Origin of the sequence: Roseateles sp., from assembly GCF_019237615.1 — a bacterium.
Taxonomy (GTDB): Bacteria; Pseudomonadota; Gammaproteobacteria; order Burkholderiales; family Burkholderiaceae_C; genus Pelomonas.
The window spans coordinates 35,957-55,114 of the sequence record NZ_JAFAGT010000101.1; the positions used below are offsets into that span (position 1 = coordinate 35,957).

The 19,158-nt window shown below is 70.5% G+C and carries 19 protein-coding genes; 11 read left to right on the top strand and 8 right to left on the bottom strand.

Annotation, left to right across the window (positions count from 1 at the left end; translation table 11 throughout):
* Position 1: 1 nt before the first annotated feature.
* The 6 genes from JOY88_RS21680 to JOY88_RS21705 all read left to right on the top strand — a co-directional run bounded on the left by JOY88_RS21680 (position 2) and on the right by JOY88_RS21705 (position 6,126).
* Positions 2 to 1,387 carry an efflux transporter outer membrane subunit gene (locus JOY88_RS21680; protein ID WP_293504729.1) on the top strand — a complete coding sequence of 462 codons (1,386 nt, stop codon included), beginning with the start codon at positions 2 to 4 and terminating at the stop codon, positions 1,385 to 1,387.
* Positions 1,388 to 1,467: 80 nt separating this feature from the next.
* On the top strand, positions 1,468 to 1,704 hold the full coding sequence (locus tag JOY88_RS21685) for a hypothetical protein (protein WP_293504730.1): 237 nt from the start codon (positions 1,468 to 1,470) through the stop codon (positions 1,702 to 1,704).
* A gap of 72 nt (positions 1,705 to 1,776) precedes the next feature.
* Entirely contained in the window at positions 1,777 to 3,243 is a 1,467-nt protein-coding gene (locus JOY88_RS21690; RefSeq protein ID WP_524539248.1) for an IS5 family transposase, read from the top strand.
* A 130-nt stretch (positions 3,244 to 3,373) separates the two neighbouring features.
* Entirely contained in the window at positions 3,374 to 4,162 is a 789-nt protein-coding gene (locus JOY88_RS21695; RefSeq protein ID WP_293504731.1) for a sensor histidine kinase, read from the top strand.
* Positions 4,150 to 4,842 (top strand): LytR/AlgR family response regulator transcription factor, encoded by a 693-nt coding sequence (locus JOY88_RS21700; RefSeq protein WP_293504732.1) that lies wholly within the window; start codon positions 4,150 to 4,152, stop codon positions 4,840 to 4,842. The genes JOY88_RS21695 and JOY88_RS21700 overlap by 13 nt, the downstream gene beginning before the upstream one ends.
* 60 nt (positions 4,843 to 4,902) lie before the next feature.
* Positions 4,903 to 6,126, top strand: a complete 1,224-nt coding sequence (locus tag JOY88_RS21705; protein WP_293504733.1) for an acyltransferase family protein — start codon at positions 4,903 to 4,905, stop codon at positions 6,124 to 6,126.
* Here the strand turns inward: JOY88_RS21705 and JOY88_RS21710 are convergent.
* Complete coding sequence (locus JOY88_RS21710; protein WP_293504734.1) at positions 6,060 to 7,418, bottom strand: cation:proton antiporter; 1,359 nt, start codon at positions 7,416 to 7,418, stop codon at positions 6,060 to 6,062. The genes JOY88_RS21705 and JOY88_RS21710 overlap by 67 nt on opposite strands.
* A gap of 218 nt (positions 7,419 to 7,636) precedes the next feature.
* Between JOY88_RS21710 and JOY88_RS21715 the strand changes: the two genes are divergently transcribed.
* The 5 genes from JOY88_RS21715 (at position 7,637) to JOY88_RS21735 (ending at position 11,754) form a co-directional block, all read left to right on the top strand.
* Positions 7,637 to 7,888, top strand: a complete 252-nt coding sequence (locus JOY88_RS21715) for a type II toxin-antitoxin system Phd/YefM family antitoxin (RefSeq protein WP_293504735.1) — start codon at positions 7,637 to 7,639, stop codon at positions 7,886 to 7,888.
* 8 nt (positions 7,889 to 7,896) lie between these two features.
* Positions 7,897 to 8,394, top strand: a complete 498-nt coding sequence (locus tag JOY88_RS21720; protein ID WP_293504736.1) for a PIN domain-containing protein — start codon at positions 7,897 to 7,899, stop codon at positions 8,392 to 8,394.
* A 162-nt stretch (positions 8,395 to 8,556) separates the two neighbouring features.
* Entirely contained in the window at positions 8,557 to 10,083 is a 1,527-nt protein-coding gene (locus JOY88_RS21725; protein ID WP_293504737.1) for a tryptophan halogenase family protein, read from the top strand.
* A 113-nt stretch (positions 10,084 to 10,196) separates the two neighbouring features.
* The gene (locus tag JOY88_RS21730; RefSeq protein ID WP_293504738.1) at positions 10,197 to 10,523 is read left to right on the top strand and encodes a hypothetical protein; all 327 of its coding nucleotides are present in this window, start codon (positions 10,197 to 10,199) and stop codon (positions 10,521 to 10,523) included.
* 4 nt (positions 10,524 to 10,527) lie between these two features.
* A complete protein-coding gene (locus JOY88_RS21735; protein WP_293504739.1) occupies positions 10,528 to 11,754 on the top strand; it encodes a potassium/proton antiporter in 1,227 nt (408 codons plus the stop codon).
* On the opposite strand, the gene JOY88_RS21740 is transcribed toward JOY88_RS21735, so the two are convergent.
* The 7 genes from JOY88_RS21740 to JOY88_RS21770 all read right to left on the bottom strand — a co-directional run bounded on the left by JOY88_RS21740 (position 11,751) and on the right by JOY88_RS21770 (position 18,977).
* On the bottom strand, positions 11,751 to 12,143 hold the full coding sequence (locus JOY88_RS21740; protein WP_293504740.1) for a YybH family protein: 393 nt from the start codon (positions 12,141 to 12,143) through the stop codon (positions 11,751 to 11,753). The two genes, JOY88_RS21735 and JOY88_RS21740, sit on opposite strands and share 4 nt — an antisense overlap.
* A gap of 34 nt (positions 12,144 to 12,177) precedes the next feature.
* Entirely contained in the window at positions 12,178 to 13,107 is a 930-nt protein-coding gene (epsC, locus tag JOY88_RS21745) for a serine O-acetyltransferase EpsC (RefSeq protein ID WP_293504741.1), read from the bottom strand.
* Complete coding sequence (locus JOY88_RS21750; RefSeq protein WP_293504742.1) at positions 13,058 to 13,618, bottom strand: hypothetical protein; 561 nt, start codon at positions 13,616 to 13,618, stop codon at positions 13,058 to 13,060. Before JOY88_RS21750 ends, epsC begins: the two co-directional genes overlap by 50 nt.
* Positions 13,615 to 14,361 (bottom strand): DUF899 domain-containing protein, encoded by a 747-nt coding sequence (locus JOY88_RS21755; RefSeq protein ID WP_293504743.1) that lies wholly within the window; start codon positions 14,359 to 14,361, stop codon positions 13,615 to 13,617. The genes JOY88_RS21750 and JOY88_RS21755 overlap by 4 nt, the downstream gene beginning before the upstream one ends.
* An 84-nt stretch (positions 14,362 to 14,445) precedes the next feature.
* Positions 14,446 to 15,090 (bottom strand): BamB-related PQQ repeat family beta-propellar protein, encoded by a 645-nt coding sequence (locus tag JOY88_RS21760; protein WP_293504744.1) that lies wholly within the window; start codon positions 15,088 to 15,090, stop codon positions 14,446 to 14,448.
* Positions 15,091 to 15,123: 33 nt separating this feature from the next.
* Positions 15,124 to 16,344 carry a helix-turn-helix domain-containing protein gene (locus JOY88_RS21765; RefSeq protein WP_293504745.1) on the bottom strand — a complete coding sequence of 407 codons (1,221 nt, stop codon included), beginning with the start codon at positions 16,342 to 16,344 and terminating at the stop codon, positions 15,124 to 15,126.
* A 467-nt stretch (positions 16,345 to 16,811) separates the two neighbouring features.
* Positions 16,812 to 18,977, bottom strand: coding sequence for a hypothetical protein (locus JOY88_RS21770; RefSeq protein WP_293504746.1), 2,166 nt, complete (start codon positions 18,975 to 18,977; stop codon positions 16,812 to 16,814).
* Between the last annotated feature and the right edge of the window lie 181 nt (positions 18,978 to 19,158).

Below are 19,158 nucleotides of genomic sequence, written 5' to 3' on the forward strand. Positions count from 1 at the left end.
CATGCTTGCCCGTCTCACCCCTCTCGCTCTCGCGGCGCTGGTCGGCTGCGCAGCGCCCGGCCTGCCGCCCGGCCCGCAGAACCTGGCACCGGCGAGCTTCTCCCAGTCACCCGAGGCCGCGCCCGGTGCCGCGCAGATGACGCGCGCCTTCGCCGACAGCGAGCCCCTGCAGCGCATCGTCGACGAGGTGCTGGCCAACAACCGCGACCTGCGCGTCGCCGCCGCGCGGCTCAAGCAGGCCGAGGCGCTGGCCGATGCGGCCGGCGCGCGCCGCCTGCCCAGCATCGACGGCAATGCCAGCGCCAGCCGCCAGCGCGGGCTGGACCCGCAGGGTGCGCTGGCCAACTTCTCGAGCTACAGCGTCGCCGCCACGGCCTCCTGGGAAGTCGACCTGTGGGGCCGCGCCTCGGCCAACGCGCAGGCGACAGGCTACGACGCCCAGGGCGCCGCGCTGGATCGTGACGCCGCGCGCCTGAGCCTGGCCGGCACCGCGCTGAGCCTGCAGGCCCAGCTGATCGGCCTGGGCCACCGCCTCGCGCTCGCCAAGGAGGCACTGGCGGTGCAGGGCCAGCTGCTGGAAATCGTCAAGGCGCGCGTGGGCGCCGGTCGTGGCACGGCTCTGGACCTGGCGCATGCCGAGGCCCTCGTCGCGCAGACCTCGGCCAGCGTGCCGGCGCTGCGCAACGCCGCCTGCCTGACGCGGCTGCAGCTGGACCTGCTGCGCGGCCAACCGCCGGCCGACTGCGACAAGGCCGACAGCGACCCGCTGCCCGCCATGCCCGAGCCGCGCCTGATCAGCCTGGGGCAACTGCCCGACCCGGCGGGGCTGCTGGCCGCGCGGCCCGACGTGCGCGCCGCCGCCGCGCGCGCCCAGGCCGCTGCCGCACGCGCCCATGTCGCCTGGGCCGCGCGCTGGCCCAGCCTGGGCCTGACAGGCCAGATCGGCTGGAGCGCGTTGAGCGCCAGCGATCTGTTCAAGCGCGCGACGGAGATCCACGGTATCGCTGCGGCGCTGAACTGGAACTTCCTCGACTTCGGCGCCCGCAAGGCCGAAGAGGGCGCGGCGCGCGCCGGCTTCGACGCCGCCGTGGCGGCCGCCGAGCAGGCCCAGCTAACGGCGCTGCAGGACGCCCAGGGCAGCCTGTCCACGCTGCGCGAGACCGAGCTGCAGGCCACGGCCCAGGCCGCGGCTGCCGAGGCCACCTCCCGAGCGCGCGAGCTGGCGCTGAAGCGCTACGAGGCCGGCGTGACCGACTTCTACGCGCTGCTCCAGGCCGAGCAGGACCGCCTGACGGCCCGGGATGCGCTGATCCAGGTGCAGACGGCCCGAGCGGCCGCGCTGCTGGGCGTGCACAAGGCCTTCGCCGCGAGGCTGACGGCGCTCTGAGAGTGGCGGCCTGGGGCGAACGGCGCCCTGGCCGGGGCGAGCCGCCGCGCGGCCGCGCCCGGGCCGGCTAACCTCGCGGCATGTCCATCCTGCCGCGCCGCTGGCGCCTGCCCTATGTCGCGCTGCTGGCCGTCGTCGGCCTGCTGCAGAGCGTGTCGGACCTGCAGGCCTACCGCCTGCGCGGCGGCAGCCGGCCCTGGGAGCCCTTCCTGTGGGAGTTCAGCTCCATCGCCGTCATCGGCCTGCTGGCCCTGGGCGTGCATGCGTCGGGCCTGAAAAACCCCGCAAACCCGCATGAACACTGGCTTCGCGGGTGATCGCCGATAGCCAGAACTCCCAGTTTGCGTTGCAATGGCGCGCAATTCCTGGGAGTTTGGAGACCACCGCCGATGGCCACCGACGACTTCTTCCGCGCGCGCCTGGAGACGATGATCGACATGCGCCATGCGCTGGCCGTGCTGGCCACGCGCATGCCGTGGGCACAGATCGAGGCGTCGCTGGCGCCGCTGTTCTCCCACAGGGATCGCGCCGGCCACGTGGTCGAGGGCACGGACCTGTTCGGCCCGACGCTGGAGATCGCCGGCGCGGGCGTGAGCCAGCGCGGCCGCCCGCGCCTGCCGATCCGGCTGATGGTGGCGCTGCTGTACCTCAAGCACGCCTATGGCGAGAGCGATGAGTCTGTGGTCGAGCGCTGGGCCCAGGACGTGTACTTCCAGTTCTTCAGCGGCAACCAGTACTTCGAGGCGCGGCTGCCGTGCGACGCGACGCAGATCGGGCGGTTCCGCCGTGTTCTGGGTGAAGCCGGCGTCGAGCAGCTGCTGAAGACGACGATCGAAGCCGCCGTGGGCATGAAGGCGATCAGGCCTGCGGACTTCGAGCGCGTGATCGTTGACTCCACGGTGCAGGAGAAGGCCATTGCGCACCCGACCGACAGCCGGCTGCTGGAGGTGGCCCGCGAGAAGATTGCGCGACTGGCGCAGCGTGCGGGCCTGCAGCTCAAGCAGACGCACCAGCGCGAGGGCAAGACACTGCGCCGACGCGCGGCCGGCTATGCCCACGCGAAGCAGTTCAAGCGCTTGAAGCGCGTGCTGCGCCGCCAGCGCACGATCCTGGGAGCGCTGCTGCGTGACGTGCAGCGCAAGATGGTGACGCTTCCGCAGGAGGCCCAGGATCGGCTGAACGTCTGGCTCGACCGCGCCGAGCGCATCCGCACCCAGCGCCCGCACGACAAGGGCAAGCTCTACGCGCTGCATGCGCCGGAGGCGGAGTGCATCGGAAAAGGGAAAGCGCGCCAGCCCTATGAGTTCGGCTGCAAGGTCAGCCTGGCGGTGACGCACAAGCAAGGCCTGATGGTGGGCGCGCGCAGCTTCCCCGGCAACCCGTACGACGGCCACACCTTGGCCGCGCAGATCGAGCAGATCACCACACTGCTGCAGGACATCGGCGTGAAGCCCACGACGGCCATCGTCGATCTGGGCTACCGGGGCGTCGATCACGAGGTCGTGCCGGTCCAGGTGATCCACCGCGGCAAGAGCAAGACGATGACCGACGTGCAGCGGCGCTGGCTTAAGCGGCGCCAGGCGATCGAGCCGGCGATCGGCCACACCAAGCACGACAACGGCATGCACCGGTGTTGGCTCAAGGGCAGCGAGGGCGATGCCCTGCACGCCGTGCTGTGTGCGGCCGGCTTCAACATCCGCTGGCTGCTGCGCGCCATCGTGCGCCTGGGCCTGGCGGCCCTTCTCTTGTGCCTGCGATGTGTGATTGCGTTCGCCGAAGGGGCCCTGCATCGCTCAACGACAGCCTCAGATCGATCGACAACCGTCGACCATCGGCGCGCCGTCACGCTGGGCTGAAGTCGCGAAATCGAAATTCGCAGGCCCGACGCATGCGCTGGTCGGGCGGCTGCGCGGCCGGCCCTGGCCGCGGCAGCTCGCGGCCCATGCCGCGGCGCTGCCGCTGTTCAGCCTGGCCCATGTCGCGGGCATGTTCGGCCTGCGCCTGCTCGTCTACGGCCTCGTCGGCGTGGACTACCAGACCGGCGAGCTGCCTGCGCTGCTGGTCTACGAGGGCGGCAAGGACGCGGTGACCTACATCAGCTTCTGCCTGATCTCGCGCGGCATCTGGATGGCCCGTGCCGCCGCCCTGCGCGAGCAGGAGCTGGAGCGCGCCCGCCGCGAGCTCGCCGAGGCGCGGCTGGCGCGCCTGGCCGACCAGGTGCAGCCGCATTTCCTGTTCAACACGCTGAACCTGATCTCCTCGGTCATGTACGAGGACGTCGCCGGCGCCGACCGGCTGCTGTGCCAGCTCGCCGAGCTCCTGCGCCAGACGCTGGCCGCGCAGCAGCGCGTGGAGCACACGCTGGGCGAGGAGCTGGCGCTGGTGCAGCCCTTCCTGGCGCTGATGCAGGCGCGCTTCGGGCCCGAGCGGCTGGTCGTGCGCATCGAGGCCGACGCCGCCGCACGCGCTTGCCGGCTGCCGGCGCTGCTGCTGTTGGCGCCGGTAGAGAACGCGGTCAAGCACGACGTGGCGCGGCATCGCGGTCGCGTGACGGTCAGCGTCGCGGCGACGCGCGACGGCGACCGGCTGCGACTGCGCGTCAGCAACCATGGCGACACCGCGCTGCCCGAGGCGCCGCCCGATCCCGACGGCGGCCTGGGCCTGCGCAATCTGCGCGAGCGCCTGGCGGCGCGCTACGGCGGCGCGGCGCGCGTCGATTTCGGGCCGGATGGCGCGGGCATGAGCCTGGAGGTGGCCCTGCCATGCGCGTGCTGATCGTCGACGACGAACCCGCAGCGCGCGCCAGGCTGCGCCGCCTGCTGGCGGCCGAGGCCGACGTCGCCGAGCTGCTGGAGGCGCCCGATGCGCCCGCCGCGCTCGCGCTGGCGCGCGGCCTGGCCGTGCCGCCCGACCTGGCGCTGCTGGACATCGAGATGCCCGGCGGCAGTGGCGTGCAGCTCGCCGCGGCGCTGCGCGAGGCGGGCGTGCGCTGCGTCGTCTTCTCGACCGCCCATGCCGAGCATGCGTTGCGGGCGTTCGAGCTTGCCGCGCTGGACTATCTGCTCAAGCCCTACACGGCCGAGCGCCTGGGCGCCGCGCTGGCGCGCGTGCGCGAGCGGCTGGCGCGGCCGCCCGAGCCGGTCGGCGAGTGGTGGGTGGCGGGCGAGCGCCTGCGGCTGGCCGACGTGCAATGGATCTCGGCGGCCGACAACTACATCGAGCTGCACCTGCCGCCGCGCAGCCTGCTGGAGCGCGCCACGCTGGCCGACGCGCTGGTCCGCCCCGGCTGGGCGGCGCGCTTCCTGCGCGTGCACCGCAGCCATGCGGTCAACCCGGCGCATGTGCAGCGCATCGAGCGCCTGGGCAGCGGCGAGGCTGTGCTGACGCTGGGCTGCGGCGCTGCGCTGCGCGTGTCGCGCGGCTATCGTGCGGCACTGGACAGGTTCGCCCCATAAACCGCGCCACCGGCCCCGCGGCCCTCGCGCCGCGCGGGCCCGGCCGCGAAGCTGGCGGCCATGAACGCCACCCACCCCACGCGCCTGGCCTTCCTCGACGGCCTGCGCGTCGCCGCCTTCGCGCTGCTGATCCCGTACCACGTCGGCATGTACTACGTGACCTGGGACTTTCACGTGAAGAGCCCCGCGGCCAGCACCGCGCTGGAGCCCTTCATGCAGCTCAGCTCGCCATGGCGGCTGGGCCTGCTCTTCCTCATCGCCGGCGCCGCCTGCCAGGGCCTGTTCGCCCGGCGCGGCGTGCTGGGCACGCTGAAGGACCGCGCGCTGCGCCTGCTGCTGCCGCTGCTGTTCGGCATGGTCGTCATCGTCACGCCCCAGGCCTACTACGAGGTGCTGACCAAGGCGCCGGAGCTGCTGCCCGGCGATGGCGGCTATCTCGACTTCTGGCGGGCCTATCTGCAGGTCGGCAGGTTCTGCCGCGGCAGCGACTGCATGGTCGTGCCGACCTGGAACCACCTGTGGTTCCTGCCCTATCTGTGGCTGTACGCGTCGATGGGGGCCGTGGCGGCGGCCTGGCTGCGCCTGCCGCCGCCGGCCGTCGCGCTGCCCGCCTGGGCCTGGCTGGTGCTGCCGGCACTGGCGCTGGCGCTGCTGCGCGTGGCCGTCTTCCCGCACCACCCGTCCACGCACGACTTCGTGCACGACCTCTACAACCACCTGCAGTACGGCGGGCTCTTCGCCCTCGGCTGGGCCAGCCGCACGCCACTGGCCGCAGGGCTGTGGGCGGCCGTGCTGCGGCTGCGCTGGGTGGCGCTCGGCATCTCGCTGGCCGGCTGGGCCGCGCTGATGGCCTTCGACGGCCGCCATGTCGCGGCGCCACCGTCCGAGGGCTTGCTGGCCGCCGCGCATGCGCTGCGCGGGGCGCTGGGTTGGTGGGGCATCGCCGCCGCCTGCGGGTGGGCGCAGCGCGCCTTCACGCGGGAGTCGCGGCGGCTGCGCCAGGCCGCCGCCGCAGTGTTCTGTCTCTACATCTTGCACCAGAGCGTCATCGTCGTGCTGAGCCAGTGGCTGAAGCCGCTGGGCCTGCCGTGGGGGCCGGAGGCGGTGCTGCTGATCGTGCTGACCTTCGCCGCCTGCGTTGCCGCCTACCTCGCGCTGCGCCGCGTGCCCGGCCTGGCCCTGCTGTGCGGCATCCAGCGGACGACCGCCGGCCCCGCTCAGCGGCGGCTTGCAAGAGCGGGTGCGGCCTCCAGCTCACCCGACTCGCGCGCCTTGCGGCCATAGACGAGCTCGAACAGCGGGCTGGCCATCATGGTCGTGACGACCGCCATCAGCACCAGCATCGAGAACAAGGCCGGGCCGATGATGCCCTTCTGCAGGCCGATGTTGATGATGATGAGCTCCATCAGGCCGCGCGAGTTCATCAGCGCGCCTATGCCCAGCGCCGTGCGGTTGTCCTCGCCGGCCATGCGGGCGGCCAGGTAGCAGGCGCCGAACTTGGCCAGCACCGAGGCCGCCAGCACGCCCAGCGCGATCAGCAGCAGCTGGAGAGAATTGAGCATGTCCAGCCGCGTGTTCAGGCCCGAGTAGGTGAAGAACATCGGCAGCAGCAGGATGACGGTGAGCGGCTCGACCTTCTTTTTCAGCTCGGCCGCGAACAGGCCGCGCGGCATGACGGCGCCCAGGATGAAGCCGCCGAAGATGGCGTGGATGCCTACGGCGTCCATGACGAAGGCGGACGTGCAGAAAGCGATCAGCGTGAGGCCCAGCACCATGTGGCTCATCTGGCCCTCTCGCTCGACGATGCGGCCCAGCGGCGCCAGCAGCCGGCGGCCGAACAGCAGCACCAAGGCGGCCCAGACGACGCCGCCACCTATGGCCAGCACGGCCACGCCGGGGCCGGCGCCGAAGGCGGCCAGCACCAGTGCCAGCACGCACCAGGAGGCCGCGTCGTCGAAGGCGCCAGCCGTCAGCGTCAGTGTCCCCAGCGAGGTGTTCGCTAGGCCACGCTCGTTGATGATGCGGGCCAGCATGGGGAAGGCCGTCAGCGCGATGCAGGCGCCCATGAAGAGGGTGGCGTTGGCCGTCGAGATGCCCTCGGCGAACAGGCCCGGCACCTTCAGCAGGATGGGCGTGATCAGGAAGGCGATGAAGAAGGGCGCCGCGATGCCGGACAACGACACGCCGATGGCGCTCCTGGCCTTGGTGGCGAAATGGTCCAGCCGCAGCGTCGTGCCGACCAGGAACATGTACAGCCCCACGCCCAGTTGGGCGCCCGTGTAGAGCACGTTCTTCATCTCCTTGGGGAAGATGGCCGACTGGATGTCGGGCGCGAACAGGCCGAACAGCGACGGGCCGAGCACGACGCCGGCGATCATCTCGCCGACCACCTGCGGCTGGGCGAGGAACTTGCTGCCCAGCCAGCCGACGACGCGGCAGGCAGCAATGATGATGGCCAGCTGCAGGAAGAAGTGGACGCTGAAGTCCGTCGGCGAGTAGGTCTGGGCCAGCGCGGGGGTCGCGGCGCCATGCTTGGCGAACACGTCGGCCAGGGCGGCGGGAAGATCGAAATCCATGGACTTGCCTTGTCGATTCCTGTGGGTTGTCCCGCCGGCCTGCCCTGGGCGGCAGATTGGCGAGACAACGTTGTCTACGGCAAATCCGACGGGGCGCCGATCTGCTGGGGGCACTGTGCCAGCCGTGCCTGCACTGTCCATCGGGGCGGACGGAATTGAGCCTACGTACCTACATTCTGGTTGCGGGTGCGCAGGCAGGTCGTTACATTCGCGCCTCGATGAAGCTCATCACCAGCCGCGAGTTCAACCGCGACGTCAGCCAGGCCAAGCGCGCGGCCCAGGCCGAACCCGTGGTCATCACCGATCGCGGCCAGCCCAGCCATGTGCTGTTGAGCATCGCCGAGTACCGCCGCCTGACCGGCGAGGGCGAGAGCATCCTGGAGCTGCTGGCCATGCCCGAGGCCGTGGCGCTGGACGTCCGCGACGCGTCGGCCGACGGTGCCTGGGACCATCGCGAGAACCTCGGCTGAGGGGCACGATGTTCCTGCTGGACACCGGCATCGTGCTCGAACTGCGCAAGGCCAAGGCCGGCCAGTCCGACGCGGGCCTCGCCGCCTGGGCTGCCGGCCTGCCGCGCCAGAAGCTCTTCATCTCGGCGCTGAACCTGCTGGAGATCGAGACCGCCGCTGCCCGCCTGGCGCGCCGCGATCGCGCCGCCGGCCTGGTCGTGCGCGACTGGATCGATGCCCGCGTCATGCCGGCCTTCGAGGGGCGCGTGCTGCCGGTGGACGCGGCCGTCGTGCGCCGCCGCGCCCAGCTGCCCTATGCCAACACGCGCGACGGTCTGCTCGCCGCCACGGCGCTGGAGCATGGCCTGACCTTCGTGACCCATCGCGTCTCGGCCTTCCGCGCCGGCCGCGTCAAGCTGCTCAACCCCTCCGGCTACATTGCCCCGCTCAGCGAGGAGGACGAGGACTGGGCCCACGGCGCCCAGACCGGCCATCAATGGCTGAAGAACCTCTACACCCGCGCATGAGCGACCCCCCCGTCCAAGGCGTCCCTTGGCCGGTCTTGCAGACCGCGCCGCAGCCCTTCGCTTGGCACGGCGCGCCCGCCGGGCGCACTGCGTCCGGCCTGGGCTCCGCAGGGGACGACCCGGCGGGCTGGCGTCGGCTCGGACATTCAACGGCCCAATGACATGAAGCGACGCATCCTCATCGTCGGCGGCGGCACGGCCGGCTGGCTGACAGCCGCCTACCTGGCCCGCTTTCTGCGCCTTTCGGAACGCAACCATCTCGAGGTGACGGTGCTGGAGTCCCCCGACATCGGCGTCGTCGGCGTCGGCGAGGGTACCTTCCCCACCATACGCAGCACGCTGCAGTTCCTGGGCATCGACGAGGCACGCTTCATCCGCGAGACCGCCGCCACGCTCAAGCAGGGCATACGTTTCGTGGACTGGGCGCGGGCCCCGGCCGGCGGCATGCACCAGCAGTTCTTCCATCCCTTCGAGGCGCCTTTCTACGCCGACGACCTCAACCTCGTGCCCTACTGGCTGCTGCAGGACCCGGCCACGCGCCCGCCCTTTGCCGAGGCCATGACGCTGCAGGTGCGCGTGGCAGCCGCGCAGCGCGCGCCCAAGCGTGCCGGCGAGGCGCCCTACGCGGCGCCGCTGAACTACGCCTACCACTTCGACGCGCTCAAGCTGTCCAGGCTGCTGGCCGAACGCGCCCGCGAGCTGGGCGTGCGCCATGTCGAGGGCCTGGTGACCCACGTGGCGCTGGACGCCGAGGGCGCGATCGCCCATCTCGACACCGCGCAGCAGGGGCGCTTCGAGGCTGATCTCTACATCGACTGCACCGGCTTTCGCGCCGAGCTCGTCGGCCGGGCCATGGGCAGCGAGTTCAAGTCGGTGCGCCACCAGCTCTTCGCCGACCGGGCGCTGGCCTGCAAGATCCCGCTGGCCGCCGATGCCGTCATGGAGAGCTGCACCGTCGCCACCGCGCACGAGGCCGGCTGGCTGTGGGAGATCGGCCTGAACGGCGCGCGCGGCATCGGCTGCGTCTACTCCAGCGACCACCTCGGCGACGACCGCGCCGCCGACATCCTGCGCGACTACTGCGGCCCCGGGCATGAAGACCTCGCGATGCGCAGCATCCCCTTCGTGCCCGGCTACCGCGAGCGGCAATGGGTGAAGAACTGCGTGGCCGTGGGCCTGTCGGCCGGTTTCCTGGAGCCGCTGGAGGCCACCGGCCTGGTCCTGGTCGAGGCGGCCGTCGGCATGATTGCCGAGATGCTGCCGCACAGCGGCCCCATCGCCGCGCCGGCGCGGCGCTTCAACGAGCTGATGACGGCGCGCTTCGAGAACATCATCAACTTCCTGAAGCTGCACTATGCGCTGAGCCGGCGCCCCGAGCCCTTCTGGCGGGACAACGCCGCGCCGGCAAGCCTCCCTGAACGCCTGGCCGGCCTGCTGCAGGAGTGGAAGCTGCGTCCGCCGGGCCGCTTCGACTTCGTGCTGGACACCGAGACCTTCGCCTTCTTCAACTACCAGTACATCCTCTACGGCATGGGCTTTCTGACCGACCTCGGCGTCGGCCGCGACGACTTCCCGCGCATGGAGGAAGCCGGCAGGGTCTTCGCCAAGATCCAGCGCTTCGCCGAGCGCGCGGTGGCCGACCTGCCCAGCCACCGCGCGCTGATCCAGCAGCTCAACGCGGGGCGCTGAGGCGCAAGCCGTCGGCCGTCAGCCAAGGCCCACAGTCCGCGCTGCCGCTTCGCCGACAGACAGCACGCCGGGGTGGGCCTAGGGTCGGGCATGGAGATCCAAGGAGCCCGCCGATGACCTGGAGTGAACTGCCCGCCCGCGCCGAGGCAGCCTGGCCCCGCCTGGGCTGGACCGACGTGCTGCCCGCCGTGTTGGCCGGCCTGCTCGTGGGCCTGAGCCTGCTGCCGCTGGACGACCGCGGGCACGGCCGCGTGGCCCAGCTCTGGTTCGCCGTCGTGGCGCTGCAGCTGGGCCTGTGGGCCCGGCAGGCCCTCAACCTGGCGCTGATGCGCGGGCTGCAGCAGCGCGGCGTCCGCTTCTCCGTGCCGGCCCGCACGGTGAACGTCGTCGGGTTGCAGGCCGCGCCGGACGGACCCGCCATCGCGCCGTCGGCCGGCTGATGCCATGGTCCCAGCCCTCGCGGCCGGCCCGGAGCTGCTGACGGCGGTCGTCGCGGCGCTGGTGCTGATCGCCATCGCCGGCGCCCTCTACAGCCACCGCCTGGGCCTGTCGCACCTGCTGGTCTTCATGGCGGTGGGCATGCTGGCCGGCGTGGACGGTCCGCTGGGCCTGCCCTTCGACAGCCACCGCCTGGCGGTCGGCGTCGGCAACCTGGCCGTGGCCCTCATCCTCTTCGACGGCGGCCTGCGCACGCGCTGGGCCGAGGTGCGCCGCGGCATGCTGCCGGCCAGCCTGCTGGCCACCGTGGGCGTGGTCGCCACGGCCGTCCTGGTCGCCAGCATTGCGCGGCTGGTGCTGGGCCTGCCCTGGGCCGGCGGTCTGCTGCTGGGCGCGGCCGTGTCGTCCACCGACGCGGCGGCCGTGTTCGCGCAGTTCAGCGCCAGCCGGCTGAAGCTGGCGCCGCGCCTTGGCGCCACCATCGAGGTCGAGTCGGCAATGAACGACCCCATGGCCATGGTGCTGACACTGGGCCTCATCGCCTGGCTGACGCCGCTGGGCCAGGCGGGCGACATGCGCGTGACCGGGCCGGCCGACCTGCTGCGGCTGCTGGGTACGCAGTTGGGCCTGGGCCTGGCCCTCGGCATGGCCGGCGGGCTGCTGGCCGCGTGGTGGGTGCGGCGCCTGCCCGTCGCCGACGACCACGACGGCCTGGCGGCGCTGCTGCTGGCGGCCCTCGGCTTCCTGCTCTTCGCCGTCACCAACCGCGGTGGTGGTTCGGGCTTCCTGGCCGTCTACATCGCCGGCCTGCTGCTGCGCCACCGCGCCGGGCGCGTGGCTGCGCTCGGCTTGCCGGGACTGAACGGCTACACCTGGCTGGCCCAGGCAGTGCTCTTCCTGCTGCTGGGCCTGCTCGTCACGCCGCACGAGGTCTGGCGCCTCATCGGCCCGGCCCTGCTGGTGGCCGCTGGCCTGATGTTCGTCGCCCGGCCCGCGGCGGTGCTGCTGTGCCTGGCGCCGCTGGGCTTCGATTGGCGCTCGCAGTGCTTCGTGGCATGGTCGGGTCTGCGCGGCGCGGTGCCCATCGTGCTGGCCATCTACCCGGTGCTGGCCGGCCTGCCGGACGGCTGGCGCTGCTTCGACGTGACCTTCGTCGTCGTGCTGCTGTCCCTGCTGGTCCAGGGCCCGACGCTGGCGCCGTTGGCGCGTTGGTTGCGGCTGAACCGGCCTTAGCCCACCGGCGCCAGCAGGTTGGCGTCGCGTGCCAGCTTCCAGCGGCCGCCGTCCTTGCGCAGCACCGTCAGCGTGTGGCCCTCGCGGCGCATTGGCGGCGAGCCGTCCGGCGGCGTGGCGGTGACGCTGAGCCGGCTGCGCATGAAGGCCCAGTCGCCCATCACCTGGATCTCCAGGATCTCGCTGTGGCCATCGAAGCTGGGCGCCTTGCCGCCGGCCTGGGCCGCGGCCGCCTTGGCGAAATCGGCCCTGGTCATGGGCGCGCGGCCGGGCGTCAGGAAGAGGGCGTCGTCGACCATCAGGCCGAGCACGGTGGCCACGTCGCCCCTGCGGCTGGCGTCCATCCAGGTCGCGACGAGGTCGCAGATCGCTTGTTCATCGTCGCTCATGAGGGCACCTCGGTATGCCGTGCGGTGCGCTGTTTCAGGTCGTGCCGTCCAGCGAGTCCGCCTGCGTGACGACGCAGCCCGGCGCGACGCTGCGCGTCAGCCAGACATTGCCGCCGATGACGGCGCCGCGGCCCAGGGTGACGCGGCCCAGCACGGTGGCGCCGGCGTAGATGACGACCTCGTCCTCGACGACCGGGTGGCGCGGCCGGCCCTTGACGGCATGGCCGTCGCCGTCGGTGGGGATGCTCTTGGCGCCCAGCGTGACGTTCTGGTAGATGCGCACGCGCTCGCCAATGACGGCCGTCTCGCCGATGACGACACCGGTGCCGTGGTCGATGAAGCAGCCGCTGCCTATGGTGGCGCCGGGGTGGATGTCGATGCCGGTCTCCGCATGGGCCAGCTCGGCGACGACGCGGGCGATCAGTGGCAGGCCCAGCTTGTAGAGCTCATGGGCGAGCCGGTGGCTGATCAGCGCGCGCAGGCCCGGGTAGCACAGCAGCACCTCGTCGACGCTGCGCGCCGCAGGGTCGCCGCGGTAGGCGGCGAGCACGTCGCTGTCCAGCAGCACGCGCACGGCGGGCAGCGTGCGCAGAAAGCGGCCGGCCAGCTCGGCGGCGTCCTCGGTGGGCTGGCGCTCACCGCGCTGGCGGGCATCGTGGCGCAGCTCCAGCGCGGCCTGCTGGCGCAGCGTCGTCATGGCCGTGCCCAGCGTGTGGCCGACGTAGAAGTCCTCGTCCTCGGGCCGCAGCGTCGGCGGGCCCAGGCGCATCGGGAAGAGTGCGCCCGACAGCGCCTGCACCATGGCCGCCAGCAGCTCGCGTGACGGCAGCTCGCGGCCGTCGCCACCGCGCCGGTGCGCCTCGCGCCAGCGCTGGCGTGCACCGCGCAGCGCCTCGACGACGGGCTGCAGTTCATCACCGGGGGCGGGCGTCGACGCGGAAGTGGGAGCGGCGGCTTGGGTCATGGGTTTTGAGTATAGAAATCCACCCCCGCCGCATGTGGCCCAGGCCTTTTGCCCCTGCCGTGCCCAGGACCGCCGTGACGGCCAGCATCGCCGCCATGTGCACGGCCACCGCAGCGAGCGCGGGCAGCAGCGAGCCCGAGGCGCTGATCTCGCGTGCCGGCGCCGCGCCCGTGCACAACGGCAGCAGTGCGGGCACCAGCATCAGGCCGCTGCCGTGGAGGCTGGCGGCCAGGCAGGACCACAGCGCCAGCCCGGCCCGCGTGCGCCGCAGCGCCAGCGTCAGGAGCAGCAGCAGCCCGCAGGCCAGCTGCAGCGGCCGGGCGTTCGTCGACAGGCCGCCGGCCAGCAGCAGCGCCAGGCCCCCGACGGCCGCGGCATGGCCGAGGGCGATCGGCAGCAGTGCGCGGCGCGCGTCCCCCGAGCAGGCGGCCAGCGCCCAGCCGGTGGCCGGGTTCAGGCCGTGCAGCGCGCCGGCACCGGCCAGCGCCAGCCAGGGCCACAGGCTGTTCATGGCCGGTCGCAGCAGGAGGTCGCTGCGGGCGCCGGCGACTCGTAGCGGTCGTGGTGACGCACCCACTCCATGCCGTAGGCCATGGCGTCCTCGTCACGGCCCTTGGGCGTCAGGTCGATCAGGCTGTATGCGCCCATCATCACTTCCACGCCGCGGCCAAAGGTCGAGTAGGTGTGGAAGACCTCGCCGGCATCGTCCTTGCAGAAGACGCTGATGCCGGGCGCCTCCTGCTGCGGGAAGGGCGTCATCCGGAAGTTGTAATAGACCTCGCCGTCGACGCGGTCCTCGGGCATGAAGCTGACGTGGAAGTCGCGGTTGAAGTCGTTGCCATGCGACGAGACCCAGGCGAAGTGCCAGCCCATGCGCCGGCGGAAGGCCTCGATCTCGGCCAGCGGCGCACGCGACACCACCAGCAGCGCGATGTCGCGCTGGGCCAGGTGCACCGCCATGCCGTCGAGATGGTCGGCCATGAATGAGCAGCTCTTGCAGCCCTGCTCCCAGCCGGGCGCGAACATGAAGTGCTGCACCAGCAGCTGGCGCCGGCCCTGGAAGAGCTCAGTCAGCCGGCGCGGGCCGTCAGGCGTGCCGAAGACGTAGTCCTGCGCCAGCCGCGCCCAGGGCAGGGCGCGGCGCTGGCGGGCGACCTGGTCGCGCAGCCGGGTCAGCTCCTTCTCCTGAGCCAGCAGCGTCTTGCGTTCGGTGATCCAGCGGTCGCGAGATACGACGGGGTGGGGGGTGCTCATGACGGTCTCCTTGCGTGGACGGGATGGAAAAGGCCATGCAGCGGCCTCGCCCGGGGCCCGGGCGCGGGGCTGCTCAGGGGGTAATCAGCGGCGCCTGGGGCGGCGCACGGCGCGGACGACGCCGCTGTCGCCGCCGCCGGCGTAGAACAGGTCGGCGCCGTCGGACTCCAGGCCGCTGACGCCGGTGCCGGGCGGCATCTGCAGGCGTTCGAGCACGCTGCCGTCGGCGGGGTCGATGCGGCGGATCTCGCTTGCGTCGTCCTCCCAGGTGCCATGCCAGAGCTCGCCGTCGACCCAGGTCACCCCGGTCACGAAGCGGTTGGACTCGATGGTGCGGCGGATGGCGCCGGTCGCGGGATCGATCTGGTAGATCCGGCGTTCGCGGTACTGGCCCACCCACAGGCTGCCATCGGCCCAAGCCAGGCCCGAGTCGCCGCCCCGGCCCGGCGCGGGAATGGAGGCGACGACGGCGCCGCTGGCGGGATCGATCTTGTCGATGCGGGCCTCGGCGATCTGGTACAGGTGGCGGCCGTCGAAGGCCGTGCCGGCATCGGCCGGGTGCTCGATGCGCTGCCGCGGCTCGCCGCTGGCGGGGTCTATGGCCAGCAGGGCCGGGCCTGTCGCCGCCCAGATCTGGGTCCCGTCATGGGTGACGCCGGCGATCTTGCCGCCGTCTTCGAAGGGGCCGTACTCGCGCACGATCTCTGCGGCTTGGGTCTCGATGCTCATGGGGTGCTCCTGGCGGCTTGCGATGGCTCAACCTTAGCCAAGCGGCGGCGCAGCGGGGAGTAACAAGATCGTCGTGAAACCGGTCAGCGGCGGCGCCAGCCAGCGGCGCGCGCGTGCCTGGCCCACGGCGCGCACGCGGCCCGCGGCCTCCAGCTCGGCCAGCATGCGCTGCACGGTGCGCTGGCTGTCGCCGAGGGCGAGCGCCAGCGCCGAGGTTGACCAGGCGGCGCCGTCGGACAGCAGGGCCATCAGCTCGCCGGCCTCGCCCTCGACGGGCGGCGCGAGTGCCACCACGGCACGCTGCTGCAGCGGCCGCAGCGCGAAGCCGCGTGAGCTGGCCTCGATGCCGGCAACGGGTGCGACCAGCTTGCGCAGCCGGCCTATCTCGACGCGCAGCCGCGCCCGGTGCGTCTCGTCGACGTCGCGGATGCGAAAGGCGCGCGCGATCAGCGCGTCGCGGTCCGCGTCACCCGGCCAGGCTTCGGCCAGCGCACGCAGCAGCGTGAACAGCAGGGGCCGGCGCGCCAGCGGCAGCCGCCATGCGCCGGCGTGCAGCGTGTGGCGGCAGGCGTCGGCGACGAGGGCGCCCGAGTCCATCAGCGCGGCCACCTCGTGCAGGCGCAGCGGCTGCCATGCACCGTCCACCTGCCGGCGCGCGGCAGTGCGTTCGAGGGCGGCGCGGGCCTCTGCGATCTCGGCCTGCAGGGCAGGCACGTCGGCCCGCGCCGCGGCCCGCTGCGCGCGCTGCAGCGCGGCTAGCGCCGCCTCCGGGCGCAGCGAGCGCAGGGCCAGCTCCACGCCGGCCAGCGCCGCGACGGCGCTCAGCCGCGGCGGCAAGGGCTGCGCCTGGACGCCGGCGAGCAGCGCGGCCGCCGCGTCCAGGCGGCCCAGCAGCAGCTGGCGCCGCGCCGCAATGAGCCGCGCCTGCAGCGCGTTCGCACGGTCGCCGCGGGCCTCCAGCACGGCCGTTGCCACCTCCAGCGCGCGCGGCGCGGCACCGAGGTCGCGCAGCGCCAGCGCCACCTCGGCCTCGGCGACGACGCAGCGCGCACGCGCCAGCGCCTCGTGCACGCCGAAGCCAAGCGCGGCGCGGCGCAGCAGTTCGCGGGCGCGCGGCAGCTCACCGAGCTGGGCCATCGCGATGCCGCGCAGGGCCAGCGCCGGCGGGTCGTCGCGCAGCGCCACGCGCTTGAGCGCCGCCAGCGCATCGCCCGCGGCCAGCGCGCGGGCCGCGGCGGAGATCAGCGAATCCATGGCGAGGGCATCGATGCAACGCGGCGCGCGCCGGGCGGGGCTCCAGTCATGGTCCCATTGTGTCGGCCGACCCGCGCCGGGCCCATGGAGCGCCGGACCGAACGCATGGGGACAATAGGGGGCTGATAACAAAGTTTCGAAATCGCCTTCCTATGAAGCGGCGATTGACTGCGGCATCCGGCGCCTGACAAAGTTTCGAAGTTCGGGCGTGCGACGCTGATGCGAGCGCATAGCGTGGATGGCAATGTTTCGAAGCGCCTTGTCGGGGCAGAGATCTTCAGGGCTGGTCTGGCGTAGCGGCCGGTCCCTCCGGTCGGCGTCCGTTCAGCCGATTGTTGATGGGGAGGTGGATCAATGCCTTGCCCCTCTGTCGATCGACATCAGTCACAAGGCAGCGATAGCAGCCACCAGGACTGAAGCTGTTTTCGAGAACTGAAAGCTCGACAGGCGCTGACCAGCGGCCTCGTTTACTCGTCCTCTTCCTCCATGGCCTCCTTCGACTTGCGCTGACGCGCAATTGCGTAGCGAGCGTCCTTGAGGAGTGCGTCGTAGAGGTCGAACGCTGGCTCGGCTCGGCTCAAGGTGGCGAGCATCTGCTCGCAGTGCTGCTCCATCTTGACGTCCTCAGGGAATGGTTCGCCCGCGGTTCCCCCGCGCATCCCTGAACTGGCAGCAATCCCGATTGAGGAGCGAATTTCCTCTAAGGCGTCGTCACCCAAGAGTTCCGCCTCGTTGAGGATGTCCCGAACAAACTTTGGATGCTCGTAGATTAGTGTTGGCTGGCTCTCCTGGAGCACTCTTGCAACCAAGGTCGCGTGCGTCCGCGTTGCCGACGACATCCAGCCAAGCAGAAGATTGACCATGGGCTCGTTGTAGGGCCCACAAAGGCCTGCAACGGCTTCGCCAACATGGCGTATGTCTTGAACATCGGTCCAGTCTTTGAGTGCCTGGTCCAGGAGGCCGCGAAGTAGCGCCGGGCCATCCTCGGTATCCATGAGACCGAGACCCTTGCCCTCATGCTCTTTTCTCAGAGGATGGTAGGACCAATCGTTTCTGCGACTGGCCTCCCAAATTCGTGCTGCGACCAGCTCCACAACCGAGGTTGGGTCCTTTTCCATAGATGTCGTCAGAAACGAGCGGACCCAGTAGTCGTCAAGTTCTCTGAGAGCGACTAGCTTCTTCAGCAGCTCGCCCCGCTTCGTTGCTACTTCTGCTTCAGGAATGGTCTTGTCGCCGGACAGCCACATGAACATGTCGTCTGCTGCCTCAGGGTTTGCTTCAAAGTCTGCCAGGCAGATGAGTTCAATCGCGAGGGCTGGACTTCGGTCGGCCATCTGGCGAGTGAGATGGGAAGCAACCATCAGGACTGTCGGGTCCTTTGACTTGAAGATGCGCTTGAACAACTCGACTTCAGAAGGCGTGTATGAGCGCGATGGCTCGTATCGCGCATATGCCTGCGCGAGTTGGGTCAAAACCTTCGCGGAGGCCTCCGAACGAGTCATGTAGTCGTTGAGGAGCTTTGAGTCGCCAGCTTCAACGATGGCAGTCAAGGCGGCGCCTACGTATGGCTCGAGCGCACCTGCGCGACCTTCGCTGTCTCTGACCAAGAGTTCTGAAGCAAGTCCTGGTGCTGTGGCTAGCAAATGACTTATCAGTAGATGCGAAGAGCTGTACCCAGCATCTGATACCTCACTGATTTCCTCAAGGGTCGATTGGAGCTCGTCAAGCAACTGACCAGGCTTGGAGAACGCGGCAATCAGTTCGGCCGTGAGTGCCTGTCGGTGTTGCGTGTGCTCTTCGCGCTCAAGTGAGTCGCCGAGCTTCCATGTCTCAGTGCCCCAGCCGTCGATGAGTGCGCGCGTGAGCCTAGTCCGGAGGTCTCGGTCGAGGAGGTCCATGACGGCCTGAGCTTCGACAGAGGTCTCTGGCCAACCTCTAAACGCGTGCCAGGAAACTGATTGAGCGAGTCGCACAAGGACGACTGCTGAGACTTGAGCTCCGCTAAGCGCACTTCTGAGTGCCTGCAGCAGCTTCACGTGCTCTAGCTTCCACGCATCACCTGGACCATCGCCATGCATGGGGCCGCGCAATGCCAGGCCAAACGTCTGGGCGGCTAGAAATGCTCGTCGAGCGGGACCCTCGCGCAAGTACTTGAGCAGTGCATTCGTAACCTCGTCCCGCACGCTTTGAACCCTGCTCAGGGGAAGCTTGTAGCGAGTGATGGTCATCGTCGAACGCGAGTAGCTCGTCGACTCCATCTCTGTTCGCAAGGCCCCTTCGAGGATGGTGAAAGGTGTGTAGCTGCTCTTGAGTGAGGCGGGTCGTTCGAGGAGTTCGAGCGCATAGCGCACGACCTCTCGCACGTACTCAATTAGCTTATTCAATTGGAACGATGCCAGTTCCTTGAGTAAGCGAATGCCATGGCTAGGCTGCTGGTTCAGCTGTCGACGGTCATTCCGTCCAGCGGTCCAAAGAAGTTGGCATGCTTCCTGGACGTTGTTATGCGTATACGCCGCGTTGCGCACCATGTTGCAGACGGAGGATTCGCTGCCATGGCCTTCCTTGATGAGTCGCTTTGCAAAGTCCAAGGCGAATCGGGGCTGGTAGTAAGCAACGGCTTCTACGGCTTCCACGTGTGGGTGCCTGTATTCCTCGCCCCAACTCAGCCTAGACATCATGGTCGCCGCGTAAGACAGGCGGCCGGTCTCCAACATCGTAGGTTGCGCGCCGAGGCGCGTAGCGCTACATGCTGTGACTTGCGTCGTCAGCAACCAGGAGACCGACCATGGAAGAGCGTAGCAAGATTCATGTGGG